Source organism: Sphaerochaeta associata (assembly GCF_022869165.1).
Lineage (GTDB): Bacteria > Spirochaetota > Spirochaetia > Sphaerochaetales > Sphaerochaetaceae > Sphaerochaeta > Sphaerochaeta associata.
Map to the genome: position 1 here is coordinate 3,297,253 of NZ_CP094929.1, position 18,486 is coordinate 3,315,738.

Sequence of the window (18,486 nt, forward strand, 5' to 3'; positions counted from 1 at the left end):
CTGGTTAGTTGAGGGAGCCTTTCGACTGCTTGGCGATCAACTCTTCATCACGTTCGGTAAGGGGCACCTGCCGACCCTTGGAGTCATACACAGACATATCCAGAGCCAAGCCACGGATCTCCTGAACCAACACATTGAATGCCTCGGGCATTCCTGCTGTAGTGGCGGGTTCACCCTTGACGATACTCTCATAAATCTTGACACGTCCGTTCATGTCGTCACTCTTGATGGTCAAGAGCTCCTGCAGCGTGTTGGCAGCGCCGTACGCCTCAAGGGCCCACATTTCCATCTCACCAAGTCTCTGACCACCGAACTGAGCCTTACCGCCGAGCGGCTGCTGGGTTACCAGTGAGTAGGGACCGGTTGAACGTGCATGCATCTTGTCATCCACCAGGTGGTGCAACTTCAGATAGTAGATATATCCGCAGAATACAGGATTCACAAAAGGAACACCGGTCAGACCGTTGTACAGAACAGTCTTGGAGTTCTCGGGAAGCCCTGCCTCACGCATCTTCTCCTCGATCTGTGCCATCGTGGCGCTCTGGAATACCGGAGTGGAATACCACTTGTCAAGCTTGACTGCAGCCCAGCCCAGCTGGGTCTCCATCAGCTGTCCGATGTTCATTCGGGACGGAACGCCAAGCGGGTTCAAACAGACATCAAGCGGAGTACCATCGGCCATGTACGGCATATCTTCCTCTGCGAGAATGCGGCTGACTACACCCTTGTTACCGTGTCGTCCTGCCATCTTGTCACCCTGCCTGAGCTTGCGCTTGGTAGCAATGAGGACCTTCACCGTCTCCTCGACACCGGGGGGAAGCTCATCATTGTTGCTTCGCTTCAAGCGCTGGATGTCGATAACCGTACCCTCGGTTCCATGGGGAACCTTCAGGGAGGTGTCACGAACCTCTTTTGCCTTCTCACCGAAAATCGAGTTGAGCAACTTGAACTCGGGCGTGGTATCACTTTCACTCTTGGGAGTTACCTTACCAACCAGAATCGAGCCCGGGCGGACTGCGGTTCCAATACGTACGATACCATCCTCATCAAGCTGCTCGAGCATTTTCTCGCTGGTGTTGGGGATATCACGGGTAAGCTTCTCAGGACCGAGCTTGGTCTCACGGATATCGGTAGTGAACTCCTTGATGTGGACGGAAGTGAAAATATCGTCCTTTACAACGCGCTCACTGATGAGAACGGCGTCCTCATAGTTGTATCCGTTCCAGGGAACGAAGCCGACGAGAATATTGCGTCCGAGGGCCAGCTCTGCACTCTGGGTTGCAGGACCATCGGCCAGAACGTCTCCGGCTTCAACATGCTGGCCGAACGAAACAATCGGCTTCTGATTGAAACAGGTATCCTGGTTGGTTCTCTGGTACTTCTGCACCTCATAGGTGTCCAATTGACCCTGAATCTCTGCAGAATCAGGCTGAATCACCACGCGGTCGGAACTTACATAGGTAACCGTACCACTACGCTTGGCCTTCACCAACACACCGCTGTCATAGGCGGTCTTGCCTTCCATACCGGTACCGACTCGCGGGGTTTCGGGGAATACAAGAGGGACTGCCTGACGCTGCATGTTCGAACCCATCAGGGCTCGGTTGGCGTCGTCGTGCTCAAGGAACGGAATGAGGGAGGCTGCAACACTGATAACCTGCTTCGGGTCTACGTCCATGTACTTGATTTCGGCAGGCGGCTTGGTGGAGTAATCGCCACTTCTGCGTACCGGAACCTCATTCTCATGGAAATTACCGTCATCATCCAGCTTTGCTGAAGCCTGGGCGATGAAGAATTTCTCCTCATCGTTTGCATCCAAGTAGCGGTACTGCTTGGTGACCACACCATTGACCACCTTACGGTAGGGGGTCTCCAAAAAGCCATGCTGATTGATGCGGGTATAGTTGGCCAACGAGACGATAAGACCGATGTTCGGTCCTTCAGGGGTCTCGATGGGACAGATGCGACCATAGTGGGTATAGTGGACGTCACGAACCTCAAAGCCTGCGCGGTCACGGGAAAGACCGCCGGGTCCGAGTGCGTTGAGCCTTCTCTTATGGGTAAGCTCGGCAAGCGGGTTGACCTGGTCCATGAACTGCGAAAGCTGGCTGCTGCCGAAGAACTCCTTGATCGCCGCCACAATCGGCTTGATCGAGATGAGGTCCTGCGGCTTGACAGAACCGGTCTCCAGGTTCATGCGTTCCTTGGCAATGCGCTCCATGCGGGCGAAAGCACTCTTCAGTGCATTCTGCAGAAGCTCGCCAACCGAACGGACACGCCTGTTGCCCAGATGGTCGATATCGTCGACGTTCTGTTCACGGATGAATACCTTGATCAGGAAATCCATCGTATTGACGATATCCTGAGGGGTGAGAACGGTCAGGTCTGTGGAAGCATTCTCCTCTTCCTCTTCGGTACCGGTTCCGAACTTCTTGTTGAACTTGTAACGGCCGACCGAACCGAGATCATAGCGGCGATTTGAGAAGAACATGTCAGGAAGGTCCTTCTCTGCACGCTCGATGGCAATCATCTCACCGGGCATCAAGACAGAGAAAATCGGAGAAAGAACATCTTCCTTGGTAGGCTCGTCGTACCCTTCACGCGTGTACTTTGCATCCTCGATTTCGAAACAATTGAGAATCATGTCACTGTGCAGGGTTCCCTCTCCACGGAGGTTGACCAACTGTACTTCATGTACATTCAGCTTGAGCAGCTCATCGATTTCATGGGCGTGCAGCATGTCACCGGCTCGAAGGACCTTTTTCTCAGTCCCTTCAACCTGTGCATGGACGTCCTTGAAAAGGTAGCGGTTTTCCAAGCTTGCCTTCAAGTCGGCATCATCGACCAGTTCAACCGTTTCGGCAGAATAAAACTGCTCGAGAATCTTCTCACGTGTATCGAATCCGATGGCACGCAGGAAAAGCGTACCAAGGATACGCTTCTTGCGGTCGATCTTGGTGAAGATCAAATGCTTTTTATCATCAATTTCAAACTCCAGCCAAGACCCCCGGTAGGGGATGATCCTGGAGGAATAGACATCTTTTTCATCTGAAAAGATTACACCTGGGGAGCGGTGGATCTGGCTGACCACAACGCGCTCTGCACCATTGATAATAAAGGTGCCACGGTCAGTCATCAGCGGAATGTCACCGAAGAAAATCTCTTTCTCCCTCATTTCTCCATTGGAGAACTCAAGGCTGATTGTGACTTTGATGGGCACACTATAGGACCGACCTTTTTTCTTGCACTCCGTTTCGGAGAACTTGATATTATCAAGATCAATCGTATACCCCTTGTATGCGAGACGCATCTCACCATTGGGGCTGTCAATGGGGAATGTCGACTGGAACACTTCCTCAAGCCCGTACGACGAATCTGGACTCAGGCCCTGCCTACAGCGTTCCAGCTGCAAAAATCTCTCATAGGAATCAAGCTGGATCCCGATAAGGTTGGGCAGTTCACAGACTTCATGTAATTCAGAACCGATGTACGTGCGTGTTATGGATTTGCCTTTGGCAACCATCATGTACCCTCCAAAGTCAATTGAGAAACAGACAGCATCCCTCGTAAGGAGAGGGAAACGAAAGACACAACAGGCCACCGGTGTCTATCCGGTGGCTCAATGAACCGGGCGTTGGCCCTCTTGCAAAAATCGAGAGCAGGGGGCCAGCCTTGCAGCCGGTCCCCTAATCCGAGATTAGTCAACGGGCTTAACTTCAACAGTACAACCAGCAGCTTCAAGTTTCTCCTTGAGGGATGCTGCATCGGCCTTGCTGACGCTTTCCTTGACAACCTTGTCACCAGCTTCAACCAGGTCCTTTGCTTCCTTGAGGCCGAGGCCGGTGATAGCACGGACTTCCTTGATTGCTGCAATCTTCTTGGTAGGATCACAAGCCTTGAGGATTACGTTGAATTCAGTGGGCTCTTCCACAGCGGCAGCAACCTCGGCGACAGGGCCGGCGGCAACGGCGGCGGCGGCAGCCACAACACCAAACTTCTCTTCCATCATCTTGATGAGGTCAGCGACTTCCATGACGGACATACTTGCGATCGATTCCAAAATCTCTTCTTTAGTAGCCATATTATCTTCTCCTTGTAAAAGTTTTGTCTGCACAGTCATAGCAGGTTACCTGTGAAGACTAAGACTGTGTTCAGTTCTCTTCGGTGGCGGAAACAGAACCGCCATTTCTCTCGACATAGGCAAGCAAGGTTGCTGCCAGCTTCTGCACCGGTGCCTTCATGGTCCCCATCAAGGAAGCGATCAACTCCAGCTTGGTCGGGAGCTTGCTGAAAGCCTCGACCTCTTCAGGAGTGAAAAACTTACCATCGAGCATTGCGCCCTTGACCTGGATGGGAGAACCATCCTTGATAGTTGCAAACAGCTCCTTGGCAACCACATTGGCCTCATCACCGCGGACAAGTGCAATGGCCGTCGGGCCAACCAGCTGATCGTCAGCCTGATTGTCCAACTCGGTCAAGGCAATCTTTGCAAACCGGTTCTTGACAACACGGTATGCAGCGTCCTTCTTCATGAGGATTCTTCTCAGTTTGGTGATCTGTTCAACAGTCATTCCGCGGTAATCGGTGAAGATGTAACCGGTATACTGGCTGAACTCATCCTTCAATGCCTTGACGGCCTCTTCCTTGGCGGGGGTAATACGAGTCTTGTAATCCATAGTATGCATCTCCTCTTATACCGAAGCCGTCAGGTCCTTCACATTGACCCTGACACCAGGACCCATTGTGGAGGAAAGGGCGATGCTGACTACAAAGTCAGCCTTGGCATCGGAAGGCTTCTTGCGGATGATTTCCTTGACCACGGACCTGGCGTTTTCACTTACTTTGTCGGGATCCATGGAAACCTTTCCAACTGCAAGGTGAATAACGTTGGTCTTGTCGGAGCGGAACTCGACACGGCCCTTGGTAAGCTCTGCAAGAGCTCCCTTCAGGTCGAAGGTAACGGTCTGGGTCTTGGGGTTCGGCATCAAGCCTCTGCGACCAAGGATGGGACCGAGACGACCTACGTCCTTCATCATATCAGGAGTGGCGACAGCCACATCGAAATCCATCCAACCGCCGCGAATCTTCTCGATCAGGTCGTCATCACCGACAAATGCGGCACCGGCCTGGCGGGCTTCTTCAGCCTTCTCTCCCTTGGCGAAAACAAGTACGCGCTTCTGGGCTGAGAACTGGTTGGGAAGGACCACCGTATCACGAACACTCTGGCTCTTCTTGAGGGTAAGCTTGACGGAAATCTCAACGGTCTCGTCGAACTTGGCAAATGCAACGTCCTTTACCAGGGCTGCAGCTTCTTCGAAGGTATAGAGCTTGGTACGGTCAATTTTCTTGATAGTCTCGCGATAATTCTTTCCGTGTTTCATCTTACTGCTCCACCTCTACGCCCATGCTGCGGGCAGTTCCTGCAACGATCTTCTTGGCAGCCTCAATGTCATTTGCATTGAGATCTTCAAGCTTGGTCTGTGCAATCTCGGTCAGCTGTGCCTGGGAGAGCCTGCCAACCTTCACCTTGTTGGGACTGCCGCTTCCGCTGGTGATACCAAGAGCCTTCTTGATAAGCACGGCGGCCGGCGGAGTCTTCAGGATGAACGTGAAGCTCTTGTCGGCATACACAGTTATGATGACGGGAAGAATGAGTCCAGCTTCGTAGTTCTTCGTCTTATCGTTGAACTCCTGGACAAACTTTGGGGCACTGACACCATGAGGTCCAAGCGCGGGCCCGATCGGGGGTGCCGGCGTAGCCTTCTGGGCAGGGCACTGCAATTTGATGACTGCAGTTACCTTTTTCTTTGCCATGTTTCTCTCCTTACGCGACAATCCCACCCATCGGGTGGTTTTTCGATTTCGCGCTGGTCTTAACGCCTGTCATACGATCAGGCTCCCACCTCATGCAACATGAGGGAGTAATCACACACAAAAGGACTCGGTTGTAAAAAATCAGAAAACTCTCGTGCAGCCATCCAGTCCTGAAGACGACTACAGAATCTTTTCTACTTGCAGGAAATCCACCTCAACCGGAGTGGAGCGTCCGAAAATTCCGACACTGACCCGCATTCGGGCCTTTTCAAGATTGACCTCTTCAATGACTCCGGTAAAGGAGTCGAAGGGACCCTCGATAATACGAACCTGCTCTCCGATGGAGAACGACTGCTTGGGTTTAAAGACCTTTTCAGCAGGAAGATCGCCGGTTTTCTGGAAGAGACTCTTCACTTCAGCGGCATTCAGTGGTTGCGGCTTCACACTATCATTGGGTGTGACAAAACCGGTTACGCCTTGAATGCGCTTGATCTGGGAACACCAGGTTTTCCAGCTATGATCGGGCAAGTCGAGCTCAACGAGGATATATCCAGGAAGAATCTTGCGCTTTACATCGCGTCTCACCCCGTCCTTCACCTCAACGACGGTCTCGAAAGGGACCTTCACATCAGTGCAAACGAGCGCGAAGTCCGTATCGGTCTCGCGCATCTTGTTGATGATTCGCTCAATCTTTTGTTCGTATCCCGAATAAGTATGTACTACGTACCAGCCCTTTGCCATGTCGCCGCCTTACAGAATAAACAGCACACCCTTGAGCAGGAGGAAGTCCACCAACCCAAGGAATATTGCGACGATGACTGTAGAAACAAGTACGACCTTAGTCGAAGAAATGACAGCTTCACGGGAGGGCCAGACAACTTTCTTCAGTTCCTGGTGGGACTCCTTGAAATACTTTAAAAGCTTCTTCATGAAAGGCTCCTTGTGGAAATGATCGAGAAGCCAACAGGCCAAGAAGGACTCGAACCCTCAACATCCGGTTTTGGAGACCAGCGCTCTACCAATTGGAGCTATTGGCCTATTCGCTTCTCGATCGAAACTACCTTATTTAATCTTTGTCTCGCGATGCAAGGTGTGCTTGCGTTCAAACGGACAATACTTGCTCAACTCAAGCTTTCCTTGAGTATTTCTCCGATTCTTTTCGGTGGTATAGTTCTTCTGCTTGCATTCGGTGCACTGGAGAGCAATTTTCTCCACGGGACCTTTTTTCTTTGCTTCACCCATTACATGCTCCTCGGTGAGTGTTCACCTCATACCCATCCTACTAAACCGGAAGGGGATAAAAAAAGAGCCCTCGAACGGATTTGAACCGTTGACCCCCACCTTACCATGGTGGTGCTCTACCGACTGAGCTACAAGGGCGTCGGTCATATTACAGGGCATCCACGAGTATACCAACCTGCAACATGCAGAAGCAAACTTACCAGAGTGCGTTCTTTTTGTCAATATACATCAGCAACATTAGGGAAAAACTTGGACCTGTTGCTCAGTTATCTTCAATCATATATAGTTTATACGAGTTATTTGTACCAATTACAAGGAGTTCCTATGAAGGATCAACAAAAGACCCGTTACGGCCATACTGCCAAGGACATCGCTCAGGATTTTGCCGAGCACCTCAAGTACAGCCAGGACGCCGATATGTACCATACCACCCAGGAGGGCCGTTATACCGCCCTTGCCCTTACTGTACGTGACAGAATCATACATCAATGGAACCTCAGCCGCAAAACACAGAGACAGCAGAGCGCCAAGCGCGTATACTATCTCTCACTCGAATTTCTCATGGGCCGTGCCATGACCAACAACATCATCAACCTGGGAATTGAGGGACCGGTGAGAGAAGCCCTCGCCTCCCTTGGCTATACCTACGAGGAGTTGAGCGAGGTGGAGCCTGATGCAGGTCTGGGTAACGGCGGCCTCGGCCGACTTGCCGCCTGTTTTCTCGATTCACTGGCAACCCTTGAGATACCCGCCTACGGGTACGGCATCCGCTACAACTACGGCATCTTCCGCCAGCAGATCAAAAACGGCTGGCAGGCGGAACAACCTGACAACTGGCTTCGAGACGGAAACCCTTGGGAAGTCCTGCGACCGGATGTAGTCTATCCGGTACAGTTCGGAGGAGAAGTACAAATCATCCGGGAGCGGGGCAAGGACCAGTTCAAGTGGATCGGCAGCGAAATCGTACAAGGTATCGCCTACGACACCCCCATCATCGGATTTGGTTGTAAAACAGTGAACACCTTGCGCTTGTGGTCGGCCAAAAGCCCCGAGGAGTTCAACTTCCATGAGTTCAACGACGGCGACTACACCGAAGCGGTACGCTCCAAGATTTCGGCGGAAAACCTCAGCCAGGTCCTCTACCCCAACGACACCCAGTATATGGGTAAGGAACTCAGGCTGAAACAGCAATACTTCTTCGTTGCCTGCTCATTGGCCGACATCATCCGGCGATTCAAACGCGAGAACAAAAGCTGGTCGATGCTTCCCGACTTTGCGGCGATCCAGCTCAACGACACCCACCCGTCCCTTGCAGTACCCGAGCTCATGCGCATTCTTCTCGATGAGGAGTTGCTTGATTGGGACGGTGCCTGGGATATCACAACCCGTACACTCGCATATACAAACCACACCCTCATGCCCGAAGCCTTGGAGAAGTGGTCGCTTCCCATGCTGCAGAAAATCCTGCCGCGCCACATGCAGATCATCTACGAAATCAACCATCGCTTCTTACAGCAGGCAGTCTCCTATTTCCCGTTGCAGCCGCAGATGCTCGGAAAAATCAGTGTCATTGAAGAGTCAAACCCGAAGCAGGTCAGGATGGCCAACCTTGCCATCATCGGCAGCCACAGCACCAACGGGGTGGCAGCTCTGCACTCACAACTGCTGAAGAAGCAGATGTTCCCCCAGTTCAACCTGATCTTCCCCGACCGGTTCAACAACAAGACCAACGGCATCACCCAACGAAGGTGGCTGCTCGCTTCCAATCCCAAGCTTGCCGATCTGATCAAGAGTGCGATCGGCGATGCATGGATCACCGATTTCAGCAGGATTTCCGACCTGGCTCCCTTTGCAGAGGACAAGAATTTCCTTCTGGACTTCAAGGCGATAAAAGAAGAGAACAAGGTTCGTTGTGCAGCTTTCCTGAAAGCAGAGAGCGGCTTGATCATCAACCCAAGCTCCTTCTTTGACGTACAGGTCAAACGAATCCACGAGTACAAGCGCCAGCTGCTCAATGCACTGAATATCCTGATTATCTACAACGATTTGAAAAACGGAGGAGAGGCTACCAAGAACATGGAGAGCACCACCTTCCTCTTCGGGGGAAAAGCTGCACCGGGATATGTGAATGCAAAGCTGATCATCAAGCTCATCAACAACATCGCCAAGGTGATCAATGCAGACCCCGCCACCCGCGACCGTCTGGCCATTCACTTCATGCCCAACTATCGGGTATCCATGGCGGAAATCGTCATCCCGGCCACCAACCTCAGCCAGCAGATTTCCACAGCGGGAACAGAGGCTTCGGGAACCGGTAACATGAAGTTCATGTGCAACGGTGCTTTGACCATCGGTACGATGGACGGTGCGAATGTGGAAATCGCTGAGGAAGTCGGCAAGGAGAACATGTTCATCTTTGGTCACACCGAAGAGCAGATTGCAAAACTCAGCCATACCTACGATCCCTTCTCCACCGTCATGGCGGATAAGGAGATCAAGAAGGCAATCGACTTGTTGTTCAGCGGTTACTTCAATGTGAATGAACCAAACATCTTTGAACCGCTTCGTAGAAGCCTCTTCGAGGAAGGCGACCGATACTACCACTTTGCCGACCTCAGGATGTACAGTGAAGCACACCGAACGGCAAGGGAACTCTACGCCACCGATGGCATGGAATGGAATCGTCGTGCGACGCTCAATGTGGCCTCAAGTGGAAAATTCTCCAGCGACCGAACCATTGCAGAGTATGCCAACGACATTTGGAACATCAAGGCATGCCCTGTCGCCAAGGATACAGGCGACGACACTGCGCTGCAGGATGCAAAAAAGCGTACATAAAGCGTGTCTGTGACGAAGGATTATCACCTCGATTCTCGAGGTGATATTTTTTCGTCACATTACGTAGTATTATTTTCATATCTATTCGATACTTATTTATTTGTTATTAAATATAGCATATTTTAATGACATATTCTCGTCACTCCACCCTGTCCCCTGCTATATTCATACCATGTCAAAATTCTGGGATAGAGTAAAAGTTTTGATGAGCGCCCCGACGGTTGTTGATTTAGCCAACCAGCTTGAGGTGAAGCGTAGCACACTCTCCAGTTGGCTGCATACAGACAGACGTCCGCCTATGAGCGTATTGCTCAAGATATCGGAGAAGACCGGTGTCACCATCGAGCAGCTTGAGTATGGGTTGGACTACAAACTGCTGGACGAGGAAGAAGCAGCAGAAGACATCCCCTCTTGCAAAAAAGAGCTCAAGATGTGGATCGACGACCTTCAGGCGAGGGAGCTATTCATTCTCAGACCCCTGATTTCCTATCTTAGAAACCAATCCCTTGAACGAAAGCCTTGATCAAAGGCGAAGCCAACGCCAACAGCGGAGCAATAATCATCGCGGGAAGGAAATTTCCTGTCTTGCTCTTGCGGATATCCAGCAAACCGAACCCGATCATCATGAGAAGCACCCCGCCCACAGCCGCCAGTTCGGTAATCCCAGCCTCACCGAGAACCGGGGCGATGGCACCTCCGGCAAGGGTGAAAAAGCCCTGGTACAACAGTACGAACAAGGCACTGGCCATGACTCCGGGACCATAGGCTGCACTGAATATTATCGCCATGCACCCATCCATGATCGACTTGACAAGAATCAGCTGATAATCGCCCACGGTCCCCGCCTGGATCGACCCAACCACGGTCATTGCACCGCTGCAGAACAAAAGGGATGCGTTGAGAAAACCCAAGGCAAAATTACGGGCGCTCTCTGCATTGCCCCTTCCCCTGGACAGGCGTCGTTCCATCCATGTGCCGAGGGCCAGGACTCCATCCTCGATTCTCAAGGCATAGCCGACAAACCCGCCTATCACCACTGAGAACAACAGGATCAGGTAGGATCCTGTCTGCATCGCCATGGAGATACCGATAACCAACGTGACCAAACCCGAAGAGGTAAATACAACCTCCTGATAAGAGGCCTTGAGCTTGTTCTTCACCAAGAGTCCGAGCAAGGACCCGACGATTACCATGAGGGCGTTGAAATAGGTAGCAATCATAATGCCAACGAGTATAATGGTTTTGGAATACTCACTCAAGGAAGCAACATGCAAAACATCTTGCTGGCCGCAGGGCTGGGCTCACGAAGCGAAGGAAAGAAACTGTTGCTCCCCTATCAGGGGGAGACGTTGGTCCATCATGCGGTCAAGGAATCCCTTCTTGCAGGCCTGTACACGGTGCTTGTGACCGGATACAAGGCTGACGAAGTGAAAGAAGCCGTCAAGGACCTGTACTGCGACAATCTGCTGGTTGTGCACAACAGCGAATATGCGCAGGGACAAGGCAGTTCCACCCGCTGTGGGGCATTTTATCTCAGAGAAGAGGAAAGCTTCTTCATCTCCCTTAGCGACATGCCACTTATCAAGGCAAGACACTATCACCACCTTGTTCGATGTGCAACACACGCTGCAGCCAGGCCCAGCTATAAAGGCAGGCTGGGCCATCCGGTGCTCCTTGCCCCGACATTTCTGTCGGTCATCAGAGACCGGAACGGCCCGTTCACCATGCGAAGCCTGCTATCTTCCTATGAAGTACAGGCAATCGAAGTGGACGAAGAAGCCTATATCCTCGATATAGATACGCTGGATGAGTACCACGCGCTGCTCGCTAGCGGGCAACCACCTCAGAGCCCTCCATTGTAAGATGGATTGAAGAGCCGGGGGCGAAACCGCCGCCGAGCAGTTTCACCGACAAGGGATCCTCAACCATACGCTGGATGGCACGCTTGATGGGCCTTGCACCGAAGGCGGGATCATAGCCTTCGCGGTACAGAGCATCCACCACCTCATCGTCCCAACGCAACGAGAAACCCCGCTTCTGCAGACGAGTCTGCAGTTGCTTCAGTTGCAATCCCACAATTCTACGGACCTGCTCCTCTCCCAGCCGTTCAAAGACTATGATCTCATCCAACCGATTGATGAACTCAGGCTTGAAGGAACTGTGGATGATTTGATTCACCATGCTCACTCCTTCCTCGTGACTCGGGGCATTCAAGAGCTGCTGGCTGCCCAGATTGCTGGTCATGATGATCACTGCGTTGGTAAAGTCGACGACCCGGCCTTGGCCATCGGTCAATCGGCCGTCGTCGAGCAGCTGCAGCAGGACGTTGAATACATCCGGATGCGCCTTCTCAATCTCGTCGAAGAGAATGACCGAATACGGACGTCGCCTGACCACCTCGGTCAGCTGTCCGCCTTGGTCGTATCCTACATACCCCGGAGGAGCACCGATGAGGCGGCTTACGGAGAATTTCTCCATGTACTCGCTCATGTCGATGCGGGTCAAAGCCTTCTCATCATCAAAGAGCAGTTGGGCAAGCACCTTGGCAAGCAAGGTCTTTCCAACACCCGTAGGACCGGCGAACAGGAATGTTCCCAGCGGCTTGTGCTCATCGGAGATGCCCGCCTTATTGCGTCTGATGGCGTTGCTGACTGCTTCAATGGCTTGCTTCTGGCCGACCACCTGCTCTGAGAGCGTCTTTTCCAGCTGCAGATATTTAGCCATCTCACTACCTTTCATCTTAGCAACAGGCACTCCTGTCCAGTTGCTGACGATGCGGGCGATATCGTCTTCACTGACCTCTTCACGCAGCATCTGTTTGCCTTCGTTCTGTACACCGGCAAGTTGCTGGTTCATCGCTTCGATTTCTCGGACCAATTCGGGAATCTGGCCGTGTTTGATCTGGGCTGCCTTGGCAAGGTCCCCATCACGTTCTGCGCGCTGCTCCTCCAGATTCAACTGCTCCAAGCGAGCCTTGCTCTCACGCAGCTTCGCAATGAACGAGCGTTCGTTTACCCACTGCAGATGCATGGCATCGCGCTTGTTCTTCAAGTCCCCCAGCTCCTTGTGCAGCTTCTCCCGCCGTTCACCGCTTGCCTTGTCCGTCTCACGGTTGAGCGCCTGGTCTTCTATGTTCAATTGCAGGATCTTGCGCTCGATCTGGTCCAGTTCATCCGGTTGACTTTCGATCTCCATCTTCAGCTGGCTGGCCGCCTCATCCACCAAGTCGATGGCCTTGTCAGGGAGGAAACGGTTGGTAATGTACCGGTTGCTCAAGGTGGCTGCAGCCACCAAGGCCTCATCCTTGATTCGAACCCCATGGTGCACCTCATAGCGCTCCTTGAGCCCGCGCAGAATGGCAATCGTGGACTCAACCGACGGCTCCTTGGTGTAGACCGGCTGGAAACGCCGCTCCAAAGCCTTGTCAGGCTCGATGTACTTGCGGTACTCATCCAAGGTGGTCGCCCCGATCGTGTGCAGTTCCCCGCGGCTGAGCGCCGGCTTGATCAGGTTTGATGCATCGGTGGAACCTTCACTGGCCCCGGCTCCGACGATGGTATGCAGTTCATCGATGAACAGAATGATCGCCCCTTCGCTGGAAGTCACTTCCTTGACAACCGCCTTCAGGCGCTCCTCGAACTCACCCCTGTACTTCGCCCCTGCAACCAGAGAGCCGACATCAAGGCTCAAAAGACGTTTATGCTTCAACGACTCCGGCACATCTCCTGAGGAAATACGAAGGGCGAGCCCCTCGACAATGGCGGTTTTCCCAACACCGGGTTCCCCGATGAGAACCGGATTGTTCTTGGTCTTTCGGGAGAGCACCTGCATCAGGCGACGGATCTCCTCATCGCGCCCGATGACCGGATCGAGCTTGCCTTGGCGGGCAAGGGTCGTCATATCCCTGCAGTATTTCTCCAGTGCCTGGTATCGGCTCTCCGGGTCCTCGCTTTGGATGCTCTGGTTTCCCCGGATGGTTTGGAGCGCCTGCATCACCGAGTCCTTGGTCAACCCAAGACTCTTGAGGGCCTTGCCGACCTGACTGCCATCATCAAGAACTGCAAGCAGCACGTGCTCGGCACTCAAGTATTGGTCCTTGAACTCCAAGGCCACTTTGTCGGCTGCGTACAACTGACCGCCCAACTGCGCAGAAAGCGAACGCTGTACGTTCGATCCATAGGCTTTGGGAAGTCGGTTGAGCAACCCTTCAATCTTCTCTTTCACCAGTTTGTGCGGTACGCCCAGCCGCTCGAGAAGCGGAGGCAGCAAGCCCTCCTTCTGGTCCAAAAGGGCTAGAATCAGATGCTCGGTGGTAATCTCTGCATTACCGTGCTCATTGGCAAGCATATCTGCATCAGCGATTGCCTGACGCAGTTTAATGGTCATTTTATCTAAATTCATGGATACTCCTCATCTTCGGGCATGAAGCAACGCGACCCTTTGCAGGGCCCTGTCCTGTACATACCAAATATACTGAGGTTTTTACTTATCGACTAGGAAAGGCCTTCGCGCTGTAGAAGGCAAGATAGGTACTTACCAGATGCTTGGAGTGCTGCATATCAAACGTATCGAGGAAAGCAACCTGGAAACAGGAGGACTCTAGCAGCAAGAGCAGATGGTCCGCCACCCGGTTCACATCACAGCCGATGATGTCCCCTTCCTTGATGCCCATCCGCAAAAGGCGCTTGAACAAAATGGTAAGCTTGGCCGTTCGGCGCAGGATGATTTCGTTGAAATCCCTGCCTTCCTTCTTCATTTGCAGCATCACATCGACCAAGCTGGTAAGCTCGCCTTCATGCTCGCTGGCTGTCTGCATGATATCCAGGCAGATGTTGGTGATGCGCACAATATAGTTCTGGTCGGTCGACCAGGCAAAGGAAGCATACTTGTTGAACATCCGGCCGGTAACCAGTTTTACCGCGTAATAATAGATTTCTTCCTTGTCCTTGAAGTATTGATAGATGGTCGGCCGGGAAATGCCGCATTCTGTGGCGATCAAAGAGAGATTGGAGTCACGATACCCCTCCCGCGCAAACACTTTCAGTGCTGTTTGCAGGATTTTCTCCTTCCTCTGCTCATGATCTATCTTCTTGGGCATGCGTCTATTAACTCCCTGGTTCCGCTACAAAACTGTTGTTACTGTACAATATATCATTATAATGTAGAAAACACTAGAATGGAATTGGAGAATCAGCATGGTTTTATCTCTCCTTGCAGGTATTTTTCTACTCCTGTTGCTCATAATGATTGCTCGAACGATGGTGCTGCAACAATCCAAAGAGGCTGCGCCACAAACCCGTCGGACCGTCGACGAACAGGATGCCCTCGGCATACTGAGCAAAGCCGTACAATGCAAAACCATCTCCCATCAGGACCCGGAGAGGACCGATTGGAATGAATTCATCCGTCTGGCCGACCTGTTTGCACAAACTTATCCACGCTGTGAGAGTCATCGTATTACACCAGATGCCGGAGCCTATAACCTTGTGTATCGGTTCGAGGGGGAGGACACCCAAGCCGCTCCCGCTCTTCTGACTGCACACCTCGATGTCGTAGGAGCCCAGGAGGAGGCGTGGTCGCATCCACCTTTTTCCGGCGTCATCGAGGATGGGTATCTTTACGGACGAGGCAGTTTCGACTGTAAGGTACAGGCAGTTGCAATCCTCACTGCATTCGAGTCACTGCTTGCACAACACAAGAGACCGAAGCGGACCTTCTATGTTGCGTTCGGTTGTGACGAGGAGTGCAACGGCTCGCAGGAAGGAGCATGTTCCATCGCCTCCTGGTTTGAAAAGCAAGGGATCAGCTTTGCATATGTCCTCGATGAAGGCGGCGTGGTCAGCCAACGCTACATCAAGGGATTCGATCAGGACATCGCCGTGGTGGGAGTGGCCGAGAAGGGTTACATGGACGTAGAGCTGTCTGCTGCGAGCAGCGCAGGGCACTCTTCCACCCCATCCTTCCCTACTGCACTGGGATTGGTCTGTCAGGCTGTACAGAGCCTTGAGAGAAGAACAATGCCGGCCAGACTCACCGTCCCTGTCAGGGCAATGCTCGATTCCCTTGGGCGGCAGGCGAAATTTCCGTTCCGCTTGCTCTTCTTGAACCTGTGGATCACCAAGCCGATGCTACTGGGAATCTTCAGCAGAAGCCCGACTCTCAACGCCTTGATCAGGACAACGGTTGTTCCGACGATGATTGAGGCCAGCGACAAGAGCAATGTCATAGCCGAGCAGGCCAAGGCCATGGTCAACGTCCGACTGCTTCCCGGCCAAACCCCTGATGAGGTGCTTGCGTGGATGGAGAAGGTCATCGGCAATCCAAAGGTCAAGCTCAAAGCCGTACGCTTCACCGCTGCATCAGAGGTGAGCCCTGCCAAGGGAGAGGCTTTCGACCATCTTGAAAAGACCATCACGGCCTGTTTCGATCATGTCCTGGTGACCCCTTATCTGATGCTTGGCGCAACCGATGCGCGCAAGTATCAGAAGCTGAGCAAGCATATCTATCGATTCACACCGGTACGGATGGATAGAAGTGAAGTCGAGCGCATGCATGGGGTGGATGAGCGAATCAGCGAACAGAACATCCGCCTTGCCGCCACGTTCTACGCAACGCTGATCCAAGGCTGAGCATGCAAAGGCCCCGCACAATGGCGGGGTCTTGCATGTACAGGACAGGTTGTTTCAGCCGTTTATGTAATCTTTACTTCAATGGCCTTGGGCTTTGCAACTTCCTTCTTGGGAAGGGTGAGCCTCAGAAGCCCATCGGCGAATGCACCTTCAATCTTTTCCTCATCCACATCCTCGGGAAGGGTGAAGGAACGTTCGAAGCACTGGTAGCAACGTTCGGAAACAAGCCTTCTCTTGTCCTTCTCCTCCTTCTTGCTCTGCTTTGCCGAACTCAGCTTCAGCACATGCTTCTCAACCTGCACCTTCACTTCCTCCTGCTTATATCCGGGAAGCTCAGCCTCCAAAACATAGGCATCGTCGTTTTCAACAATGTCTACAGCAGGGAAGCGGGAGGGCATCAGGCCCCAGTCACCGAGCATGTCATTGAAGAGCGAGTCAAATGCTGACACCATCGGGGAATTGTAATCACGTTTTGCCAAGTATTTCATAGTACACCTCCGTGTTTTGTTGTATTCTGTTTTGCTCCCTTTTCGGGTTCGATAATACAGATGCAACAAGCGTGCCAAGTTTTCCATACAAGGAGGTTATATTTTATATTTATATGTATTATATATACTTAAGCGTCTTTTTACATAAACAGTAATCTACAAGACCATGAGGAGAACAGCAAGAGAATGGGACAATCCGATCCCGCCATGCACAAGACTGATTCGATATTGAGTCAATTTGACACACCTATGCCATAGAAACTCCACCAAAGTGGCTCATCAAGAGCCACCCTGCGGAAATTCTTCATCACAACTCTCTTATTTGCATATAATTATCTTTCTATTCGGCTTGTTACTCTTCTACAACACAACCTTTGCCTGTCCCACTCGAGAAGACCAAAACAATCAAAGAATCAGAGTATACCCGTCATAGTGGCAACCATGACGGCCTTGATCGTATGCATGCGGTTTTCAGCCTCATCGAAGACCACCGAGTGCTTGCTGCGAAAAACCTCGTCGGTCACTTCAAGCTCCTTCAAGCCGAACTGGTCATGAATCTGCTGTGCCACAGCGGTATTGAGGTCATGGAAGGAGGGCAGGCAGTGCTCGAACAGTACATCGGGGTTTCCCGATGCCTGCAGGACATCCATGGTCACCTGATAGTCCTTCAAGAGTGCAATCCTCGTCGCTGTCTGATCCTCCTCACCCATCGAGACCCAGACATCGGTGTAGATGACATCCACTCCCTGCACGGCCTCTTGGATGCTGGTGGTCGCCGTTATGACGGCACCTGAGTTCTTGCAAGAGGGAGCAAGTTCCTCAAGCAGGCTCCGGGATGGAAACAGCTCCTTGGGACTTGCAATACGATACTCCATGCCCAGCTTGGCAGCCCCTATCATCAATGCATTGGAAACATTGTTGCGCCCATCACCGATATAGGCGAACTTCAAATCCTTGGGCTCTTTTCCGGTATGCTCCATGGCGGTCAACACATCGGCGAGCACCTGGGTGGGATGGTCGTCATCGGTAAGTCCGTTCCACACCGGAACACCGCTGTACGTTGCGATTTCACGGATGACTTCAGGTGAGAAACCCCGGTATTGGATGCCGTCGTACATTCTGCCCAGCACCTTGGCGGTATCCTCAATCGATTCTTTCTTTCCCATCTGGCTGTTGGTGAGGAAGGTGACCTGGGCGCCTTCATCAAAGGCGGCTACTTCAAAGGAACAACGGGTGCGGGTGGAGCTCTTGTCAAAGATGAGCACGATGTTTTTATCTGCGAGCAACTTTCCTTCCAGCTTGGTAGGACAACCCTGCCCTTTCTTCTTTGCCTTAAGGTCGATCGACAACTGCAAAAGAGCCAGTATCTCTTCGGCCGTGAAATCCTTAAGTGTCAAAAAACTGCGTCCTTTCATACGTTCCTCCGAAAGTGATGGATACTTATTGTAGATATTTATACAATAACTGTCAATATT

At 52.2% G+C, this 18,486-nt stretch carries 17 protein-coding genes and 2 tRNA genes; 4 read left to right on the top strand and 15 right to left on the bottom strand.

Going from position 1 to position 18,486, the window contains the following annotated elements; genetic code table 11:
• Positions 1 to 4: 4 nt before the first annotated feature.
• The 10 genes from rpoB to MUG09_RS15330 form a co-directional block, all read right to left on the bottom strand.
• Positions 5 to 3,523: a DNA-directed RNA polymerase subunit beta gene (gene rpoB, locus MUG09_RS15285; RefSeq protein WP_244775398.1), complete on the bottom strand. Its 3,519-nt coding sequence runs from the start codon at positions 3,521 to 3,523 to the stop codon at positions 5 to 7.
• A 174-nt stretch (positions 3,524 to 3,697) separates the two neighbouring features.
• On the bottom strand, positions 3,698 to 4,081 hold the full coding sequence (gene rplL / locus MUG09_RS15290) for a 50S ribosomal protein L7/L12 (RefSeq protein ID WP_244772302.1): 384 nt from the start codon (positions 4,079 to 4,081) through the stop codon (positions 3,698 to 3,700).
• Positions 4,082 to 4,151: 70 nt separating this feature from the next.
• Positions 4,152 to 4,676 (bottom strand): 50S ribosomal protein L10, encoded by a 525-nt coding sequence (rplJ, locus tag MUG09_RS15295; protein WP_244772303.1) that lies wholly within the window; start codon positions 4,674 to 4,676, stop codon positions 4,152 to 4,154.
• A 15-nt stretch (positions 4,677 to 4,691) separates the two neighbouring features.
• A complete protein-coding gene (rplA, locus tag MUG09_RS15300; protein ID WP_244772304.1) occupies positions 4,692 to 5,381 on the bottom strand; it encodes a 50S ribosomal protein L1 in 690 nt (229 codons plus the stop codon).
• A 1-nt stretch (position 5,382) separates the two neighbouring features.
• Entirely contained in the window at positions 5,383 to 5,814 is a 432-nt protein-coding gene (gene rplK / locus MUG09_RS15305) for a 50S ribosomal protein L11 (RefSeq protein ID WP_244772305.1), read from the bottom strand.
• Positions 5,815 to 5,994: 180 nt separating this feature from the next.
• Positions 5,995 to 6,555 (bottom strand): transcription termination/antitermination protein NusG, encoded by a 561-nt coding sequence (nusG, locus tag MUG09_RS15310; RefSeq protein ID WP_244772306.1) that lies wholly within the window; start codon positions 6,553 to 6,555, stop codon positions 5,995 to 5,997.
• A gap of 9 nt (positions 6,556 to 6,564) precedes the next feature.
• On the bottom strand, positions 6,565 to 6,744 hold the full coding sequence (gene secE / locus MUG09_RS15315) for a preprotein translocase subunit SecE (RefSeq protein WP_244772307.1): 180 nt from the start codon (positions 6,742 to 6,744) through the stop codon (positions 6,565 to 6,567).
• Positions 6,745 to 6,778: 34 nt separating this feature from the next.
• A tRNA-Trp gene (locus MUG09_RS15320) sits at positions 6,779 to 6,852 on the bottom strand.
• Between the two features lie 24 nt (positions 6,853 to 6,876).
• A complete protein-coding gene (gene rpmG, locus MUG09_RS15325) occupies positions 6,877 to 7,056 on the bottom strand; it encodes a 50S ribosomal protein L33 (RefSeq protein ID WP_013608516.1) in 180 nt (59 codons plus the stop codon).
• Positions 7,057 to 7,121: 65 nt separating this feature from the next.
• Positions 7,122 to 7,194 (bottom strand) — tRNA-Thr (locus tag MUG09_RS15330).
• Between the two features lie 186 nt (positions 7,195 to 7,380).
• Between MUG09_RS15330 and MUG09_RS15335 the strand changes: the two genes are divergently transcribed.
• Together MUG09_RS15335 and MUG09_RS15340 are read left to right on the top strand one after the other, a co-directional pair.
• The gene (locus MUG09_RS15335) at positions 7,381 to 9,894 is read left to right on the top strand and encodes a glycogen/starch/alpha-glucan phosphorylase (RefSeq protein WP_244772308.1); all 2,514 of its coding nucleotides are present in this window, start codon (positions 7,381 to 7,383) and stop codon (positions 9,892 to 9,894) included.
• 172 nt (positions 9,895 to 10,066) lie between these two features.
• On the top strand, positions 10,067 to 10,417 hold the full coding sequence (locus tag MUG09_RS15340) for a helix-turn-helix domain-containing protein (protein WP_244772309.1): 351 nt from the start codon (positions 10,067 to 10,069) through the stop codon (positions 10,415 to 10,417).
• On the opposite strand, the gene MUG09_RS15345 is transcribed toward MUG09_RS15340, so the two are convergent.
• On the bottom strand, positions 10,386 to 11,114 hold the full coding sequence (locus tag MUG09_RS15345; RefSeq protein ID WP_244772310.1) for a DUF554 domain-containing protein: 729 nt from the start codon (positions 11,112 to 11,114) through the stop codon (positions 10,386 to 10,388). The genes MUG09_RS15340 and MUG09_RS15345 overlap by 32 nt on opposite strands.
• A 48-nt stretch (positions 11,115 to 11,162) precedes the next feature.
• On the opposite strand from MUG09_RS15345, the gene MUG09_RS15350 reads away from it, so the two are divergent.
• A complete protein-coding gene (locus tag MUG09_RS15350; protein ID WP_244772311.1) occupies positions 11,163 to 11,756 on the top strand; it encodes a nucleotidyltransferase family protein in 594 nt (197 codons plus the stop codon).
• Here the strand turns inward: MUG09_RS15350 and clpB are convergent.
• Both clpB and MUG09_RS15360 read right to left on the bottom strand, forming a co-directional pair.
• Positions 11,722 to 14,295, bottom strand: coding sequence for an ATP-dependent chaperone ClpB (gene clpB / locus MUG09_RS15355; protein ID WP_244772312.1), 2,574 nt, complete (start codon positions 14,293 to 14,295; stop codon positions 11,722 to 11,724). The two genes, MUG09_RS15350 and clpB, sit on opposite strands and share 35 nt — an antisense overlap.
• 85 nt (positions 14,296 to 14,380) lie before the next feature.
• On the bottom strand, positions 14,381 to 14,992 hold the full coding sequence (locus MUG09_RS15360; RefSeq protein WP_244772313.1) for a TetR/AcrR family transcriptional regulator: 612 nt from the start codon (positions 14,990 to 14,992) through the stop codon (positions 14,381 to 14,383).
• 97 nt (positions 14,993 to 15,089) lie between these two features.
• Between MUG09_RS15360 and MUG09_RS15365 the strand changes: the two genes are divergently transcribed.
• A complete protein-coding gene (locus MUG09_RS15365; protein ID WP_244772314.1) occupies positions 15,090 to 16,523 on the top strand; it encodes a M20/M25/M40 family metallo-hydrolase in 1,434 nt (477 codons plus the stop codon).
• Between the two features lie 62 nt (positions 16,524 to 16,585).
• Here MUG09_RS15365 and MUG09_RS15370 read toward each other — a convergent pair whose 3' ends face one another.
• Positions 16,586 to 17,011 (bottom strand): Hsp20/alpha crystallin family protein, encoded by a 426-nt coding sequence (locus MUG09_RS15370; RefSeq protein ID WP_244772315.1) that lies wholly within the window; start codon positions 17,009 to 17,011, stop codon positions 16,586 to 16,588.
• A gap of 413 nt (positions 17,012 to 17,424) precedes the next feature.
• The gene (gene argF, locus MUG09_RS15375; RefSeq protein WP_244772316.1) at positions 17,425 to 18,426 is read right to left on the bottom strand and encodes an ornithine carbamoyltransferase; all 1,002 of its coding nucleotides are present in this window, start codon (positions 18,424 to 18,426) and stop codon (positions 17,425 to 17,427) included.
• Positions 18,427 to 18,486: the final 60 nt, after the last annotated feature.